The organism is Massilia sp. P1_C10 (assembly GCF_056406475.1).
This window is the reverse complement of record NZ_JBFUAC010000006.1, coordinates 68780-84934: the sequence shown is the minus strand read 5'-3', so window position 1 is coordinate 84934 and position 16155 is coordinate 68780. Positions and strand designations below refer to the sequence as shown.

At 61.4% G+C, this 16155-nt stretch carries 12 protein-coding genes and 3 pseudogenes; 10 read left to right on the top strand and 5 right to left on the bottom strand.

Annotated elements, in window-relative coordinates; all coding sequences use genetic code 11:
* The first annotated feature begins 98 nt into the window (after positions 1-98).
* The gene (locus AC1D02_RS14645) at positions 99-2903 is read left to right on the top strand and encodes a YjbH domain-containing protein (protein WP_477318414.1); all 2805 of its coding nucleotides are present in this window, start codon (positions 99-101) and stop codon (positions 2901-2903) included.
* A gap of 98 nt (positions 2904-3001) precedes the next feature.
* Here AC1D02_RS14645 and AC1D02_RS14640 read toward each other — a convergent pair whose 3' ends face one another.
* Together AC1D02_RS14640 and AC1D02_RS14635 are read right to left on the bottom strand one after the other, a co-directional pair.
* Positions 3002-3358 carry a diacylglycerol kinase gene (locus tag AC1D02_RS14640; protein ID WP_477318067.1) on the bottom strand — a complete coding sequence of 119 codons (357 nt, stop codon included), beginning with the start codon at positions 3356-3358 and terminating at the stop codon, positions 3002-3004.
* A gap of 93 nt (positions 3359-3451) precedes the next feature.
* Complete coding sequence (locus tag AC1D02_RS14635) at positions 3452-3673, bottom strand: hypothetical protein (RefSeq protein ID WP_477318065.1); 222 nt, start codon at positions 3671-3673, stop codon at positions 3452-3454.
* A gap of 326 nt (positions 3674-3999) precedes the next feature.
* On the opposite strand from AC1D02_RS14635, the gene flhB reads away from it, so the two are divergent.
* From flhB to AC1D02_RS14615, 4 genes and pseudogenes are all read left to right on the top strand, one after another.
* Complete coding sequence (flhB, locus tag AC1D02_RS14630) at positions 4000-5178, top strand: flagellar biosynthesis protein FlhB (RefSeq protein WP_477318063.1); 1179 nt, start codon at positions 4000-4002, stop codon at positions 5176-5178.
* Positions 5175-7286: a flagellar biosynthesis protein FlhA gene (gene flhA / locus AC1D02_RS14625; RefSeq protein WP_477318061.1), complete on the top strand. Its 2112-nt coding sequence runs from the start codon at positions 5175-5177 to the stop codon at positions 7284-7286. The genes flhB and flhA overlap by 4 nt, the downstream gene beginning before the upstream one ends.
* Before the next feature lie 157 nt (positions 7287-7443).
* A complete protein-coding gene (locus AC1D02_RS14620) occupies positions 7444-7698 on the top strand; it encodes a hypothetical protein (RefSeq protein WP_477318059.1) in 255 nt (84 codons plus the stop codon).
* A 56-nt stretch (positions 7699-7754) separates the two neighbouring features.
* A pseudogene (locus tag AC1D02_RS14615) lies at positions 7755-8176 on the top strand (sugar nucleotidyltransferase); the annotation flags it as partial.
* 82 nt (positions 8177-8258) lie between these two features.
* On the opposite strand, the gene AC1D02_RS14610 reads toward AC1D02_RS14615, so the two are convergent.
* From AC1D02_RS14610 to AC1D02_RS14600, 3 genes and pseudogenes are all read right to left on the bottom strand, one after another.
* Complete coding sequence (locus AC1D02_RS14610; RefSeq protein ID WP_477318057.1) at positions 8259-9455, bottom strand: glycosyltransferase; 1197 nt, start codon at positions 9453-9455, stop codon at positions 8259-8261.
* A gap of 14 nt (positions 9456-9469) precedes the next feature.
* On the bottom strand, positions 9470-11002 hold the full coding sequence (locus AC1D02_RS14605; RefSeq protein WP_477318055.1) for a lipopolysaccharide biosynthesis protein: 1533 nt from the start codon (positions 11000-11002) through the stop codon (positions 9470-9472).
* A 621-nt stretch (positions 11003-11623) separates the two neighbouring features.
* Positions 11624-11817 (bottom strand): annotated as a pseudogene (locus AC1D02_RS14600) (FHIPEP family type III secretion protein); the annotation flags it as partial.
* A 3-nt stretch (positions 11818-11820) separates the two neighbouring features.
* Here AC1D02_RS14600 and AC1D02_RS14595 point away from each other — a divergent pair.
* From AC1D02_RS14595 to rfbD, 5 genes and pseudogenes are all read left to right on the top strand, one after another.
* Positions 11821-12476, top strand: a pseudogene (locus AC1D02_RS14595) (FHIPEP family type III secretion protein); the annotation flags it as partial.
* A 266-nt stretch (positions 12477-12742) separates the two neighbouring features.
* Positions 12743-13810, top strand: coding sequence for a dTDP-glucose 4,6-dehydratase (rfbB, locus tag AC1D02_RS14590; protein WP_477318053.1), 1068 nt, complete (start codon positions 12743-12745; stop codon positions 13808-13810).
* Positions 13807-14700 (top strand): glucose-1-phosphate thymidylyltransferase RfbA, encoded by an 894-nt coding sequence (gene rfbA, locus AC1D02_RS14585; protein WP_477318051.1) that lies wholly within the window; start codon positions 13807-13809, stop codon positions 14698-14700. Before rfbB ends, rfbA begins: the two co-directional genes overlap by 4 nt.
* Before the next feature lie 26 nt (positions 14701-14726).
* Positions 14727-15272: a dTDP-4-dehydrorhamnose 3,5-epimerase gene (gene rfbC, locus AC1D02_RS14580; protein ID WP_477318049.1), complete on the top strand. Its 546-nt coding sequence runs from the start codon at positions 14727-14729 to the stop codon at positions 15270-15272.
* The gene (gene rfbD / locus AC1D02_RS14575) at positions 15269-16141 is read left to right on the top strand and encodes a dTDP-4-dehydrorhamnose reductase (protein ID WP_477318047.1); all 873 of its coding nucleotides are present in this window, start codon (positions 15269-15271) and stop codon (positions 16139-16141) included. The genes rfbC and rfbD overlap by 4 nt, the downstream gene beginning before the upstream one ends.
* Positions 16142-16155: the final 14 nt, after the last annotated feature.

Genomic DNA, 16155 nt, shown 5'->3' with positions numbered 1-16155 from the left:
CGTCACCTACCTCCAGCGGCGGGGGACGGCCCTGACCTCAGGACCTCTCCTTGCTAACGTTCCTTCGCAATACCATCAAAATCTCGTGGTGCGGCTGTGTGGTCTTTGGGTTCGCCCAAGCCAGCGCCGCGACGCCGAGCCTCAACGGCCAATCGGGCTATGTCAACATGCCCAATGCTGCGGTCGAGCGCGATGGAACGCTCACCACCGGCTATAGCTACGACAGTCCTTACGGTTCAGTTTGGGCCACTGCGACGATTCTGCCGTTTCTGCAGGTGACCGGACGCTATGTGTCGATCAATGGCATCGCCGGGTTTACCGACCTGCCGGGCCAATACGGCAGCGAATACGGGCGTTTCAAGGACAAGGTGTTCAATGCCAAGGCGCTGCTGTTGAATGAGACGGCGTGGCTGCCCGCGGTAGCGCTCGGTGCGACCGATTTGCAAGGCACCGAGCTGTTCAAGGGCCAGTTCGTGGTGGCGACCAAGACCTTCGGCGCAGCCAAGAATGTCGAAGTGAGTGTCGGCTACGCCCACCGGAGGCCCGACGGGGCCTTCGGCGGCGCGCGCTGGACCCCGGTGTCCGTGCCGAATTGGTCGGTGGTGGCGGAGTACGACGCGATCGATTACGCGCGCGATTTCCGGGCAACGGAAACGTATGCCGGTCAACGCAAGGCCGGGGCCGTCGTCGCACTGGAATACCGCAGAGGCTGGCTGGGTGCGCAAATTGCCCGCCATCGCGACCATTTCAGCGCCAACGCCTACGTCACGATTCCCTTGTCACAACGCGAGTTCCTGCCGAAGCTGAAAGAGCCGAAGGCGTTCGAACAAAAAGATGCACCTGCGCGTGCCTCGATGGCGGCCTGGCTGAAGGATGGCACGCCGGGAGCGGCGCTGGTGCAGGCATTGGCGCAGCAGGATTTCAAGAACATCCGGATCGAGTTCGACGGCGGCATCCTCAAGATGACGCTGACCAACAACCGGATCGCGAACCTCGGGCGCGCCGTGGGGCGCGCCAGCCGGACCGCGCTGGCGTTCGCGCCGGCCGGCACGCGGGCACTGCACATCACCTATACCAAGAACGAGCAACCGGTTGCGACCTACGAGTTCCTCGACCTATATGCGCTGAGTTACTATCTGGGCGGCGCGATCGACCGCGCGGCCTTCCTGAAGACCGTGGCGATCCGGCCGGGCGAGCCGTACGATCAGCTCTCCATCGGGGATCATTCCGGCATGCTCGCCGGACTGAACGAGGACGTGCGGATCGGCGTCGATCTGGGCCACGATGGCAATGCGGTGCAATTGCGGTCCGAAGACCGAGAAAGCAATCGTTTGCGCATTGCGCCCAAACTTGGTTTGTTCTTCAATGACCCGAGTGGCGCGCTGCGTTATGAAGTCAATGCGGCCGCGAACTACGACCGGCGGCTGTCGACCGGTCTGTACTTGAATGCGGGCCTGACCGCCAAGGTCATCGAAACGGTGTCGGGCGTGACCCAGGAGTCGAACAGCGTGCTGCCCCATGTGCGCACCGACATTGCCGAATACAAGCGCGGCGCCCGCGTCAAGGCCAACAAGTTGATGCTTAATCAGTACGCGATGCCGGCCGCCCACTGGTATGGACGGCTGTCCGGCGGCTTGTACGAAGAGATGTTTCGTGGCGCCGGTGGCCAGTTGCTGTATGCGCCAGACGACACGCGCTGGGCGGCCGACGTTTCGGTGGACGCGCTGCAGCAGCGCGGCTACAAAGGCTGGTTCGATGCGCGCGACTACCGAACGGTCACCGCGATCGGCGCGCTGCATTACCGACTGCCGTCGGATATTACCGTGACGGCGCGGGCCGGGCGCTTTCTGGCCAAGGATGCCGGGGTGCGGATGGAATTCAAGCGCCGCTTCTTGTCCGGCATCGAAATCGGCGGGTGGTACACAAAAACCAACGGCCGCGACATCACCAGTCCGGGCTCGCCGGCCAATCCGTACCACGACAAGGGGGTGTTCATCAATATTGCGCTGAACAGCATGCTGCTGAGCGACACCCAGGCCAACGCGAACATCGCCATTTCGCCTTGGACGCGCGACGTCGGTCAGCTAGTCGCCAGCCCTGGCGACCTGTACGAGATGATCGAAAAGCCGCGCCGCGACATGTCGATCGCCGACGGTCTGGGCAACCTGGGCGAGCGTCCCGACGAGCAGGCCCTGGCCGCGCTGTACATGGACCCCAAGCCGCTGAGCAGCCCGTGGCCGGCGTTCCGCCTGCGCCTGGACCAGGCCGCGGCGTCGACGCCGACCTTGCCGGACTGGATCAAGGGCGGCGCCCTGGCCGCCGGCGCGGTGCTGGCCGGCGCAGCCGTGGACAAGCCGGTCGACCGCTTCGTCAAGCGGCACCAGGAAAACGCCACGATGCGCGGCCTCGGCAACTTCGGCAAGGCAGCGCCGATCGTGCTGGTGGGCGCGGCCGGCGCGGCGATGGCGTTCGGCGACGACCGCATGCAGAATATCGGGCTGATCTCGCTCGAGTCGGTCGCCGGCGCCATCGGCGTGACCACGCTGGGCAAGTACGCGGTCGGCCGCGCGCGTCCCGGCGAGGAGCTGGGCGCGTTCGCGCATACCGGCGGCAAGCGTTCGGACGCCTCGTTCTCGTCCGGCCACAGCGCGGTGGCGTTCGCCGCCGTGACCCCGTTCGCGCAGGAATACGATGCGCCGTGGCTGTATGGCCTGGCCGCGCTCAGTTCGGCGGGCAGAGTGGCGGCGCGCCAGCACTTCGTGTCGGACACCGTGGCCGGCGGCCTGATCGGCTATGCGGTCGGCAGCTGGCTGTGGCAGGCGCAGCGCGAAAACCGCGGTTCCTTCCTGTCGATCAATCCGGGACCGAAGGAAATCGGCGTGTCCTGGCGCGGTACTTATTGACCGCACTGGCTGGGTGAAATAATGGGGTCCCTGCTTACGCGAGGACGACGTGATATATTCGTCGTCCTCGCGCAAGCGGGGACCCCATTGCGTTTGAATTACAGTCGGAAACTGTCGGCCAGGAAGGCGGCAAACACGGCCGCCGCTGTCAAACTCAGCACCAGCACGGCGCCGGCGGCGCAATCCTTGGCAATCCGGATCGCGTCGTGGCGTTCCGGATGCAAGTGGTCGAGCGCCGCCTCCAGCGCGCTGTTGAACAACTCCGCCGCCATCACCATCCCGCACAGCATCAGGAGCAGTACCCACCATACTAACGGCGGCCGGCGCCACGCCAGCATGGCGATCACGCCCAGCGCGGCGCAGCACTGAGTGCGGAAACTGGCCTCGTTGCGCCAGGCCGCCGCGATGCCTTGGAGGGCGAAGCCGAGGCGGCGGTAAAAGGACTGGTTCTTCATGGCGCGAAATTCTGAAAAAGTGAGCGGGCATAAAAAACGGCCGAACGAATCGGCCGATTTCGGTACCACTGCGGCGCCGGGGCGCCGACCAAATTAATGGTGGGTGGTGGTGCTGTTGCTATCCGAAACTGCGACTGCGACTGCAGCAACAGCGACGGCGATCACGACAGCGGTAGCGACTGGCACGCCAGCGATGGTGCCCGACATCAGCGGAGCTGGTGCAGTCGGTGCTGGTGCTGGGGTCTCGGTGGTCTGAGCGAAGGCTTGAGCCGAAACCAGGCTCAGGATTGCGGCAGTAGCGAAAATCTTTTTCATTTGTTTAATTCCTTGTGATCAAAAATTGAAGGCACGGTATTCAGTGTTGCTTTCGTATTATAACCATGAAAAGCAAGACAAATGCAACATTCTGGCAATCGCGCGAAGAATGCTCTAATACGTGGGTTATACGCGACATAATGCCTTCAATATATTACATACTGTTACACCTCTATGGCACGGGACTCTCGGTCGCCGCTTTCGCCGTGCGCAGAGCTGATTAGACCGGCCTTTGCACCCCTGTTCAAGGGATAGCCCCAGAGCAATACCTCGCATAATGTCCGCTGTCGTCACCCTCTGTGGGAGAGGGCGCAACCGGAGTGGACATGGCAGAAGACAGCGACGCAGAAAAGACCGAAGCCGCGTCAGCCAAGCGATTGGAGCAGGCCCGTGAAGAAGGCGACGTGCCCCGATCGCGCGAATTGGCAACCTTTGCAGTATTGATGACCGCCGGCGCCGGCCTCTGGCTGACCGGCGGCAGCGTCGTGCGCAGCCTGAACGCCGTGATGGTGTCCGGCCTGGCGCTCGACCGCGCCCAGATTTTCGACGCCGACGTGCTGATCCGCCGTGTCGGCGTCGACATCGGCCACGTGCTCCTGACCTGCCTGCCGCTGGCGGTGGCGGTGATGGTGGTCGCGCTGGCCTCGCCGCTGCTGATCGGCGGCTGGCTGTTTTCCTCCAAGTCCTTCATGCCCAATTTCGGCAAGCTCAACCCGATCCGCGGCGTCACCAACATGTTTTCCACCAATTCGCTGGTCGAGCTGGCCAAGGCGGTCGCCAAGACCGTGGTGGTCGGCGCGGTGGTCTACCTGGTCATCCTGAGCAAGAAGGACGCCGTGATGGGCCTGGCCGTCGAATCGGTCGGCGCGGGCAGCGCCCACCTGGTCGACCTGCTCGGCACCACCTTCCTGTTCATCGTGGGCGGGCTCGGCTTCGTCGCCGCCATCGACGGTCCCTACCAGGTCTGGCATTACGCCAACAAGCTCAAGATGACGCGCCAGGAAATGATCCAGGAGCACAAGGAATCGGACGGCAACCCGCAGATGAAGGGCAAGATCCGCCAGATGCAGCGCGAGATGGCCAAGGGCCGCATGATGGCCGCGGTGCCGACCGCCGACGTGGTGATCACCAACCCGACTCACTACGCGGTGGCGCTGAAGTACGCCGACGGTGAGAAAGGGGCGCCGCGCGTGGTTGCCAAGGGCGCCGACGAAGTGGCGGCGAAAATCCGCGAGCTGGCGCGCGAGAACGGCGTCGCGCTGCTCGAGGCGCCGGCGCTGGCACGTGCGCTGCACCGGCATACCGAAATCGACGACGAGATTCCCGAGGCGCTGTACTCGGCGGTGGCCGAAGTGCTGGCCTACGTGTTCCAGCTGCGCGCCTTCAGCAAGGGCGGCGGCAAGTATCCGGACCGTCCGACCAGGCTGCCGGTGCCGCCCGAGCTCGACCCGCACAACCCCGCATCGCAAAAAAAGCCTGACACGAATAACGGAGCCACACCATGAACAGCATTCAATTCCCCACCTGGATGAGCGGCCTCGCCGGCCGCGGCGGCAGCGCGCTGGCCGCGCCGCTGATCATCATCTTGCTGCTGTCGATGATGATCCTGCCGCTGCCGGCCTTCGTGCTCGACCTGTTCTTCAGCTTCAACATCGCGCTGTCGGTGATCGTCCTGCTGACCAGCTTGTATACCGTCAAGCCGCTCGACTTCATGGCGTTCCCGACCATCCTGCTGGTGTCGACCATGCTGCGCCTGTCGCTCAACGTGGCCTCGACCCGCGTGGTGCTGACCGAGGGCCACACCGGCGGCGCGGCGGCGGGCAAGGTGATCGAAGCGTTCGGCCACTTCCTGATCGGCGGCAATTACACGGTCGGTATCGTGGTGTTCATCATCCTGACCATCATCAACTTCACCGTCGTCACCAAGGGCGCCGGCCGGATCGCCGAAGTGGGCGCCCGTTTCGCGTTGGACGCCATGCCCGGCAAGCAGATGGCGATCGACGCCGACCTGAACGCCGGCCTGATCGCCGAGGACGTGGCGCGCGCGCGCCGCACCGAAGTGGCCCAGGAAGCCGAGTTCTACGGCGCGATGGACGGCGCCAGCAAGTACGTGCGCGGCGACGCGGTGGCCGGCATCATGGTCACCGTCATCAACGTCGTCGGCGGCCTGCTGGTTGGCCTCTTGCAGCACGACCTCGGCTTCGCCCAGGCGCTGCAGACCTACACGCTGCTGGCGATCGGCGACGGCCTGGTCGCGCAGATTCCCTCCCTGATCATCTCGGTGGCGGCCGGTATCGTCGTTTCGCGCGTCGCCTCCGACCAGGACATCGGCGCCCAGCTGACCAATCAGCTGTTCGCCAAGCCGCAGGTGCTGTACATCACCGGCGGCATCATCGGCGGCATGGGCCTGATCCCGGGCATGCCGAACCTGGTGTTCATCCTGCTGGGCGGCCTGCTGATCGGCTCGGCCTACATGATCAACAAGCGCCGCCGCGAAGCGCCGGCCCAGGAGGAGGCCGCCGCGGCAGCCGCCGCCGGCGCGGCCGCGCCGGCCGCCAATCCGGAGCAGGAAGAGGCCAGCTGGCAGGACATCATGCCGGTCGACACGCTGGGCCTGGAAGTGGGCTACCGCCTGATCCCGCTGGTCGACAAGGCCCAGGGCGGCGAGCTGCTCAAGCGCATCAAGGGCATCCGCAAGAAGTTCGCCCAGGAAGTCGGCTTCCTGGCGCCGCCGGTGCACATCCGAGACAATCTCGAACTCAAGCCCTCGGCCTACCGCATCCTGCTCAAGGGCGTCGAGATCGGCAGCGGCGAGTCGCTCAACGGCCAGTTCCTCGCGATCAACCCGGGCATGGCCAGCGGCACCTTGCCGGGCCTGGTCACCACCGATCCGGCGTTCGGCCTGCCGGCCACCTGGATCGATGCCGGCCTGCGCGACGAAGCGCAAAGCATGGGCTACACCGTGGTCGACGCCGGCACCGTGGTGGCGACCCACCTGAACCACCTGATCACCACCCACGCGTCGGAACTGCTGGGCCGCTCGGAAGTGCAGGCGCTGCTCGACCATATCGCCAAGGACGCGCCGAAGCTGGTCGAAGACCTGGTGCCGAAGATCGTCTCGCTGTCGACGCTGCAGAAAGTGCTGCAGAACCTGCTCATCGAAGGCGTGCACATCCGCGACATGCATTCGGTGATCGAGACCCTGTCCGAGCACGCGGTGCACACCCAGGATCCCAACGAGCTGACTGCGCTGGTGCGCATCGCGCTGGGCCGCGCCATCGTGCAGCAGCTGTTCCCGGGCGCCGCCGAGCTGTCGGTGATGACCCTCGACAACCGCCTCGAGCGCCTGCTGCTGCAGGCGATGGGGGCGGGCGGCGACGGCACCGGCATCGAGCCGGGCCTGGCCGACACCATCGCGCAGCAGGCCGGTCAGGCCGCCGCGCAGCAGGAGGCGATGGGCCTGACGCCGGTGCTGCTGGTGCCGGCACCGCTGCGCGCGCTGCTGTCGCGCTTCCTGCGCCGCGCGCTGCCGCAACTGAAGGTGCTGTCGCACAGCGAGATCCCGGAGACCAAGACGATCCGCGTGACTAGCCTGGTTGGCGCGACGAGTTAATCGCTTGGATGATGGGGCACCGCCCTCGCGAGGACGACGCTTATCGGAGCGCGGTATGAGCAATAATCGCCGTAGTCCTCGCGAATGCGGGACCCCATGCCGCCATCGCAGCGATAGCTCGTGTAACATTCGTTCACGACTATTTCGACCCAAATTCATGGTCCTAGTTAATGGTAGTGCTGGCTTTATCGCCAGTCTAGACCATGATCCGCGCCATATCTTCGTGCAGTGCGACGTCAGCGAAAGCGCACGAATCGACGCATTGCCGCCGCTAGCAGTCGACGCCAGCAAGATCGCGCGCGATCTGGGCTGGAAACCCGCTCGCAGCTTCGACAGCGGACTGTGCGCCGTCGAATGGTATCTGGCAAACCCCCAGTGGCTCCACGACATTCAGGAAAAGCTGGACCCATGATCGCGTCCGCGCCCGTTCGAAAGCGCATCATCTTGGCCGGCGGAACCGGCACGCACTTGATCGGGCGCGATTTCCTGGGCGGCGGGCCATCGGCGCTGATCTTGGGCGATAACATTTTTTACGGCCATGAGTTCGAGGCGCGGCTGCGCGCCGCGTCGGAACACGCTTCGAGCGCGACGGTATTTGCCTACCATGTGCGCAATCCGCAGCGCTAAGGCGTGGTGGAGTTCGCCGTAGCCCGCCGCGCGGTCAGCATCGAGGAAAAGCCGTTGACGCCGAAATCCCATTATGCCGTCACCGGGCTGTACTTCTACGATGGCCAAGTCGCCGATATCGCCACCGCGATTACGCCTCCCGCGCGCGGTGAACTGGAGATCACCGACGTCAATCGCGCCTACCTGGAGCGCGCCAGCTCAACGTCGAATTGATGGGGCGTGTCATGGCCTGGCTCGATACGGGATCGCCCGAATCGCTGCTAATATACTAGAGAAGCGCTGATTTATTCCGCCGGCTTCGGTCCCGATGGCCGGCAAGACTTTGCGAGAATAGCCACATGGTTATCACGGTTTAGTCGCGCATGCCTCTTTGTCGGACGAGCGATATCCGCTCACGGCCTTTTCATATATGGCACTGGCGTCGCGAACGAACGAGCCCTCACCAAAATGGGATTTTGCGTACTCTCGAACTGTTGCGCGCGGGAAGGCGTCTGAGGACGAGATGAATATTTGAACCATGGCGGCGGCCAACTCGTCTTCGCGGCCTACGCCCACCAAAATCCCGTTTTTAGCGGTGACAATGTCCTCAGGTCCTCCTGACCGGGTCGCGACCAGCGGCAAACCGGACGCCATTGCTTCGATGAGAACAACGCCAAAAGTTTCAAAATTGCTTGGAAGGACAAAACAGTCGGCCTGGCGCATTTCTTCCCGAACCGCTTCTCGAGGTATTTGGCCCAAGAACTTTATCTGGCTCGCTATCCCCAGCTCTGCAGCAAGCGACTTCAAGGTTTCCTTCAGCGGTCCATCGCCGGCGATCCGGAAAGTCGCACGGCGTCCCTTGAATTCTTTTGCAAAGGCGCGGAGTGCGAGGGCCTGATTTTTATTTTCGTCCAGCGACGCCACGTTCAAAAAAACGAAGTCATCGCCCTCGGGGTGTTTCAGTTGCGTGTCGAAGAAGGAACCATCCACGATGTTATGCAATACTTCGAACGAGAATCCAAGTTGTTCCTTCAATATTGATTGGAACGAATGGCTCACACAACTCAACGCTTTTGCGCTTACGCAGACCGATTTTGCCCGAACCAGCAATTCCGGGGGAATGAATCCTCGCGCGTACGCACTGCTATGTTCGGTGAGCACATACGGAATGGCGTAATGATCTGACAGGTACTTCGCGATGAATCCAGCGTAGAAAACGTTGTGCGCATGAATTATGTCGGGTCTGCCATGTCGTTTGAGATATAAAGCGAATACCTTAAGAAAAAGCTGAATGTTGCGTCTTTCGACGAGCTTCGGACCCAAAAAGCGTTGCGGCAAATAACTTTTTTGATATCGCCGCAAAATGTGCAAGTTTCCGTTATTTTGTTCGCGCTGATAAGGGTAACATTCAAGCACATTACGGAAATTGTGAAATCCGACCGATATCACGCCCACTCGATTGGTAGCTTTCGATAGCGCGATCGCCTGATCATATTGAAAGATGCCAGCAAGAGGCGCTATTTCGGTGACGAAATGCTCCGAGGGAATTATGAGAACGTGCATAGTGATAAATATGTTTATTTTTTTGAAAATAATCGGAACATGCCGATCAGCTGCGGCTTGAATTTCATTACAATCAACAACAAAATAAGCCCCCAGAATGAATGGAGAATCAGGCGAGAGTCAGGGGGGCAAAAGGCCGAGGCCAGACTCAGCGCCAAAAGGCCCGTCACGTAAGCGTACAATTCGAGTCTGGGTGAACTGCGCCATATGCGGTTTGACACTTCTGTCTGAAATATGAAATAGGCCGTGAACGCGACGGCGTTTGCAGAAGCGGCGCCGGCTGCGCCATGGAGTGGGACCAATGCCCACGCGGCGACGACGGTAATAAAGAAGGCTGCAAAAGTGTTGATCAACGAAAAATATGTCTTGCGTCGAATGTTTATTCCCATTGATGTGGTTTCCGTCAAAATATAGAGCAGCGGAGGGAGCAGCAAGCACGGTAATAAAAACTCGACCTTCTTGTAATGGGCGGGCAGGAACAAGGTGCATAACCATGACAAACTCCCGCAGACAGCGATCAGGGCGCAAACGAACGCAAGGACTTGTTGCGAGGTTTGGTCTATTACGCTCATGTCTTTTTCATTGGCTAACCATTTGTAGACTAGAGGCGCCCAAATAACGGAGAAAATTGATTGAAATACAACCGCGACACTGGCAAAGCTGTTTCCGACCGAGAAGATTGCCAGCTCGTCGAGAGTAGACCACCGGCTCAACGACATTGTGCTGGTGGCAGTGAGCCCCCAATATGCAAGGCCAGAAAAAACCAGTGGTATGCTAAACGGCATCAGCGCCTTTAATTTTGCATAGTCCATTTTCTTTCGAGCAGCACCCAGCAACTGTCGCCGGGTCATCCACGCCAACGCTATCAGCATGGCGAGTGACGATAAAACAGTGCAAAGCAGGAGATGTATAAATTCCTTATGAAATGGATAGGATGCAAGCAAGACAATGGCAGCGGTGTATACAAGCTTGGGAATAAGCTGGCTTACCGAGTAAGCCCAGCCATGCTCCTCCATTCTTAACGTAAGCGAAAGGAATCGACACACATGGCCGATATAGAACAGGATCAATGTATAGACGAATAACGACACATTGGTATCGGCGTACAACAAGCTGGATATTTGGGGCGCGAAAAGGGCTGCCGCCCCGCCCGATATCACAAGCAGTAGAAATCCTGGCGCGAAACAGATGAGCAATAGCTGTTCCTTGTCTTTTGCCTCATGATGTTCGCGCACATATGCCTGGTCCAAACCAAGCACAGATGATAGTAACGCGAACGACATGGCGACTTGCATGATATTCAGTCTGCCTAAGTCTGCAGGGGAAAAAACCCATGCTGCAAGCGGTACAGTAACAAGGCCCAAAACCGCAGAACTCACTGGTCCAAAAACAAAACCGATAATATTTTTAAGCTGCATTGTTATACTTGCCGGGCCTTTGGCCAATTGGAGAGATTTGGGATAAAAAGGAATGCGCCGGGGTAGAATTTTGCTCTTGTGTGCGCTTGGCAAATATTCGCGCTTTGTTGAATTCACCACTCTTGGCATGTAGATGTTGTTGCCGGGTCGAGAAAAAAATCCGATTTTTCAACCGCCCTGTACATCGCTGAATATCCACTTTTCACTTGCATACCGCCGATTCGGTAGCTGGCGCTGACCGGCCTACCACTGTTGCGAGGCATAAGCGTGACAACGACTGCCTATTGTACGCACTGGTAACGATTTGGTCTATACACGGGGCCTTCACCGCAGCAGACACTGATTCTTCCTGCGCAATGGCTTCAGCAACCCAATGCGCCGTGGACTCCGGCACGCGTTTTGAACAGTTGCCTTCAACGATAAGGCTATTCTTGCCGGCTGCAACCATGATATCGCCTTGCAAAACGATATCCGGTTACTTACGGCGGGCGGGGCGAACAGCCCGGAATCGGGCTAGGGTACTGACGCGCGAAAACCCGCTGTTTGATCGCCAGGCACCCCGCGGGCAAGCCGCATCGGCTGGCTCAGGCTGCGTACGGTGGCATTTTGGGTCTTCACCCCGTCCTGTCTTTCGCTATGATCCTTGTTATTAATGGTGCCGACCCGGCCGGCTGGAATTGCGTGCTGCCGGGCGATGCGCCGGCAGTTGCCCGGTTGTCGGCATCAAGATCCTGCTGACCGGGAAAACGCGCCGTTGCCGATCTCAACGCCCTTGAGCAGGATGCGGTCGGCCGAGGGCTTGAGTTCGACGTTGTCGCGAATGTGCACCGGCGGCGCCAGGAAGCCGACTTTCGGCGCGGACTTCTTGCGGATGCCCTTGATGCGCTTGAGCAGTTCGCCGCCCGGGTCTTGTCGACCAGCGGAATGAGGCGATAGCCCACTTCTGCTACACCGTGTTCGACGGCAGGACTGTGGTGACGACCCACCTGAACTACCTGATCACCACCCACGCGTCGGAACTGCTGGGCCGCTCGGAAGTGCAGGCGCTGCTCGACCATATCGCCAAGGACGCGCCGAAGCTGGTCGAAGACCTGGTGCCGAAGATCGTCTCGCTGTCGACCCTGCAGAAAGTGCTGCAGAACCTGCTCATCGAAGGCGTGCACATCCGCGACATGCATTCGGTGATCGAGACCCTGTCCGAGCACGCGGTGCACACCCAGGATCCCAACGAGCTGACCGCGCTGGTTCGCATCGCGCTGGGCCGCGCCATCGTGCAGCAGCTGTTCCCGGGCGCGGCCGAGCTGTCGGTGATGACCCGCGACAATCGCCTCGAGCGCCTGCTGCTGCAGGCGATGGGGCGGGCGGCGACGGCACCGGCATCGAGCCGGGCCTGGCCGACACCATCGCCGAGCAGGCCGGCCAGGCCGCCGCGCAGCAGGAGGCGATGGGACTGACGCCGGTGCTGCTGGTGCCGGCGCCGCTGCGCGCACTGCTGTCGCGCTTCCTACGCCGCGCGCTGCCGCAGCTGAAGGTGCTGTCGCACAGCGAAATTCCAGAAACCAAGACGATTCGCGTGACCAGCCTGGTGGGGGCGCCCGGTTAAATCGCCGGTAGGCTCGCCGGCGCGAGAAAAGTTAAACCTTGGCAAAAAATTAGGTGCTTTAGCAGCGAGTTCGCGTGCGCTTTCATTGCCGCCGGGTATAATCCCGCTCAACTCGCGATGACCCGCGTGCGCCCGTTGTTCCCTGAGTATTGCCTCGCCTGTCCAGCGGGGTAGCCGTCGCTTCCCATCATCCGAGACGCTCGCGAAGTACTGCGCGCCGCTGCGATCAGGAAAGTGCCGGCCTTTCATGTTGATGCCGACAACCTATGATTATCGTTACTGGTGGTGCCGGATTTATCGGATCGAATTTCGTGCTGGACTGGCTGGCCCGGTCCGATGAACCCGTCATTAATTACGACAAGCTCACTTACGCTGGCAACCTGAATAACCTGGCCAGTCTGGCGGGCGATCCGCGCCACGTCTTCGTGCAGGGCGACATCGGCGACACCGCCAGGCTCGCCGCCCTGCTGGCCGAGCACAAGCCGCGCGCGATCGTCCACTTCGCCGCCGAAAGCCACGTCGACCGCTCGATCCACGGCCCGGCGGCCTTCATCCAAACCAACGTCAACGGCACCTTCGGCCTGCTCGAAGCGACGCGCGCCTACTGGTCGGCGCTGGCCCCGGCCGACAAGGCCGCGTTCCGGTTCCTCCACGTCTCGACCGACGAGGTCTACGGCTCTCTGGGCCCGAACGATGCGCCGTTCACCGAAACCACGCCGTACGCGCCCAACAGCCCGTATTCGGCGTCCAAGGCGGCATCCGACCACCTGGTGCGCGCCTACCACCACACCTACGGCCTGCCGGTGCTCACTACCAATTGCTCGAACAATTACGGTCCGTATCACTTTCCGGAAAAACTGATCCCGCTGATCATCACCAACGCCCGCGCCGGCAAGCCGCTGCCGATCTACGGCGACGGCCAGCAGGTGCGCGACTGGCTGTACGTCAGCGACCACTGCGCGGCGATCCGCCGCGTGCTGGCCGACGGCAAGCTCGGTGAGGTGTACAACGTCGGCGGCTGGAACGAAATGGCCAACCTCGACGTCGTCCACACGCTGTGCGATATCCTCGACCAGCTCGATCCGAAAGCGGGAGGCAGCTACCGCGACCAGATCACCTACGTGCAGGACCGGCCCGGCCATGACCGCCGCTACGCGATCGATGCCCGCAAGCTCGAGCGCGAATTGGGATGGAAGCCGGCGGAAACCTTCGATACCGGTATCCGCAAAACCGTCCAGTGGTACCTGGACAACCAGGAATGGGTGCGCGACGTGCAGTCGGGCGATTACCTGAAGTGGCTTGATAAAAACTATTCGCAGCGGGAGCAATCATGAGCGCACCGATTCAACGCAAAGGCATCATCCTGGCGGGCGGCTCGGGCACGCGCCTGTATCCGGTAACGATGTCGGTTTCGAAACAGCTGCTGCCGGTATACGACAAGCCGATGATCTACTATCCGCTCAGCACACTGATGCTCGCCGGGATCCAGGATATCCTGATCATCTCGACGCCCCAGGACACGCCGCGTTTCAAGGAACTGCTGGGCGATGGCAGCCAATGGGGCATCCGCCTCAGTTACGCGGTCCAGCCGAGCCCGGACGGATTGGCGCAGGCCTTCATCATCGGCCGCGAATTCGTCGGCGACGCCCCGTCGGCGCTGATCCTCGGCGACAACATCTACTATGGCCACGACTTCGAGAAGAAGCTGCGCGCCGCCTCGGGCAACACCCGCGGCTCGACTGTGTTCGCCTACCACGTCACCGACCCGGAGCGCTACGGCGTGGTGGAATTCGATGCCGACCGGCGCGCCATCAGCATCGAAGAAAAGCCTCCGAAGCCGAAGTCCAGCTACGCCGTCACCGGCCTGTATTTCTACGATGCGCAGGTGTGCGACATCGCCGCCAGCATCAAGCCATCGGCCCGCGGCGAACTCGAGATCACCGACGTCAACCGGGTCTACCTCGAGCGCAACGAGCTGAACGTCGAAATCATGGGGCGCGGCATGGCCTGGCTCGATACCGGCACCCATGAATCGCTGCTGGAGGCGGGACAGTTCATCGCCACCATTGAAAACCGCCAAGGGCTGAAGGTGGCGTGTCCGGAAGAGATCGCCTATCGCAAAGGTTATATCGACGCAGTCCGGCTCGAAGCGCTGGCTCAGCCGCTGAAGAAAAACCGTTACGGACAATATCTGTTGCGTGTTCTGAATGAAAAGATTTATTGATCGTCACCTTCATTGTTAGCGAATTCATGCAGATTCAAGCCACTTCCATTGCCGACGTTGTCATAATCGAGCCGACAATGTTCGGCGACGATCGCGGATTCTTCTACGAGAGTTACAACGCGCGCAAGTTCGAGGAGCTGACCGGCGTTGCGCCCAATTTCGTGCAGGACAACCATTCGAAATCCGCCCAGAATGTGCTGCGCGGCCTGCATTACCAGCTGCAGCAGACCCAGGGCAAGCTGGTGCGCGTGGTCGCCGGCGAAGTGTTCGACGTCGCCGTCGACATCCGCAAAAGCTCGCCCACCTTCGGCCACTGGGTCGGCGTGGTGCTGTCGGGCGAGAACAAGCGCCAGCTGTGGGTGCCGCCGGGCTTCGCGCACGGCTTCGTGGTGACCTCCGAATCGGCCGAGTTCCTGTACAAGACGACCGACTACTGGGCGCCGGAGTTCGAGCGCAGCATCCTGTGGAGCGACCCGGCGATCGGCATCGAATGGCCGGCCGGCCTCACGCCTTTGTTGTCGGGCAAGGACCAGCAAGGCAAGCTGCTGGCTGACGCCGAGGTGTTCGCATGAAGATTCTGTTGACTGGAAAGAGCGGCCAGGTCGGCTACGAGCTCGAACGCAGCCTGCAGGGCCTCGGTGAAGTCATTGCCGTCGACCGCAGCCAGATGGACCTGTCCGACCTGGACCAGGTGCGCGAGGTGATTCGCCGCGTCAAGCCGGACCTGATCGTCAATCCTGCCGCCTATACCGCTGTGGACAAGGCCGAAAGCGAGCCCGCGCTGGCAATGCGCATCAACGGCGAGGCGCCGGGCGTGATGGCCGAGGAGGCGAAGAAGCTGGGCGCCGGCATCATCCACTACAGCACCGATTACGTCTTCGATGGCAGCAAGGCAAGCGCCTACCTCGAAACCGACCCGACCTGCCCGGTGAATGTCTATGGCGCCACCAAGCTTGCCGGTGAACAGGCGATCCAGGCTTCCGGCGTGCCGCACATCATCCTGCGCACCAGCTGGGTGTATGGCATGCGCGGCAAGAATTTCCTGCTGACGGTAATGCGCCTGGCGGGCGAGCGCGACGAACTGCGCATCGTCGGCGACCAGTTCGGCTCGCCGACCTGGTGCCGCACCATCGCCGACACCACCGCGCAACTGGTGGCGCGGCTGGACGCCGGCGGCGGCGCCGTCGCGGCGATGGCGGGGGAGCGGGGCGGGATTTACCATCTGACATCGTCGGGCCGCACCTCGTGGCACGGCTTCACCGAGGAAATCGTCAAGCACGCGTCAGTCGCGGTGAAGCCGACAGTGACGGCGATCCGCACCGAGGAATATCCCTTGCCGGCCAAGCGGCCGCACAATTCGGAATTGTCGTGCGAGCGCCTGCGTTCCCTGAACCTTTTCCTGCCGCACTGGCAACACGCGCTGGCGCTCTGCCAGGGCTGATTTGCCCCCGATTT

What these genes read in the sequence shown, in the direction of transcription:
- AC1D02_RS14620 (WP_477318059.1), top strand. Translation starts at nt 7,444, where the DNA reads ATGGTCCTAGTTAATGGTAGTGCTGGCTTTATCGCCAGTCTAGACCAT.
- flhB (WP_477318063.1), top strand. Translation starts at nt 4,000, where the DNA reads ATGGCAGAAGACAGCGACGCAGAAAAGACCGAAGCCGCGTCAGCCAAG.
- AC1D02_RS14635 (WP_477318065.1), bottom strand. Translation starts at nt 3,673, where the DNA reads ATGAAAAAGATTTTCGCTACTGCCGCAATCCTGAGCCTGGTTTCGGCT.
- rfbB (WP_477318053.1), top strand. Translation starts at nt 12,743, where the DNA reads ATGATTATCGTTACTGGTGGTGCCGGATTTATCGGATCGAATTTCGTG.
- AC1D02_RS14640 (WP_477318067.1), bottom strand. Translation starts at nt 3,358, where the DNA reads ATGAAGAACCAGTCCTTTTACCGCCGCCTCGGCTTCGCCCTCCAAGGC.
- rfbA (WP_477318051.1), top strand. Translation starts at nt 13,807, where the DNA reads ATGAGCGCACCGATTCAACGCAAAGGCATCATCCTGGCGGGCGGCTCG.
- AC1D02_RS14605 (WP_477318055.1), bottom strand. Translation starts at nt 11,002, where the DNA reads ATGCCAAGAGTGGTGAATTCAACAAAGCGCGAATATTTGCCAAGCGCA.
- rfbD (WP_477318047.1), top strand. Translation starts at nt 15,269, where the DNA reads ATGAAGATTCTGTTGACTGGAAAGAGCGGCCAGGTCGGCTACGAGCTC.
- AC1D02_RS14610 (WP_477318057.1), bottom strand. Translation starts at nt 9,455, where the DNA reads ATGCACGTTCTCATAATTCCCTCGGAGCATTTCGTCACCGAAATAGCG.
- flhA (WP_477318061.1), top strand. Translation starts at nt 5,175, where the DNA reads ATGAACAGCATTCAATTCCCCACCTGGATGAGCGGCCTCGCCGGCCGC.
- rfbC (WP_477318049.1), top strand. Translation starts at nt 14,727, where the DNA reads ATGCAGATTCAAGCCACTTCCATTGCCGACGTTGTCATAATCGAGCCG.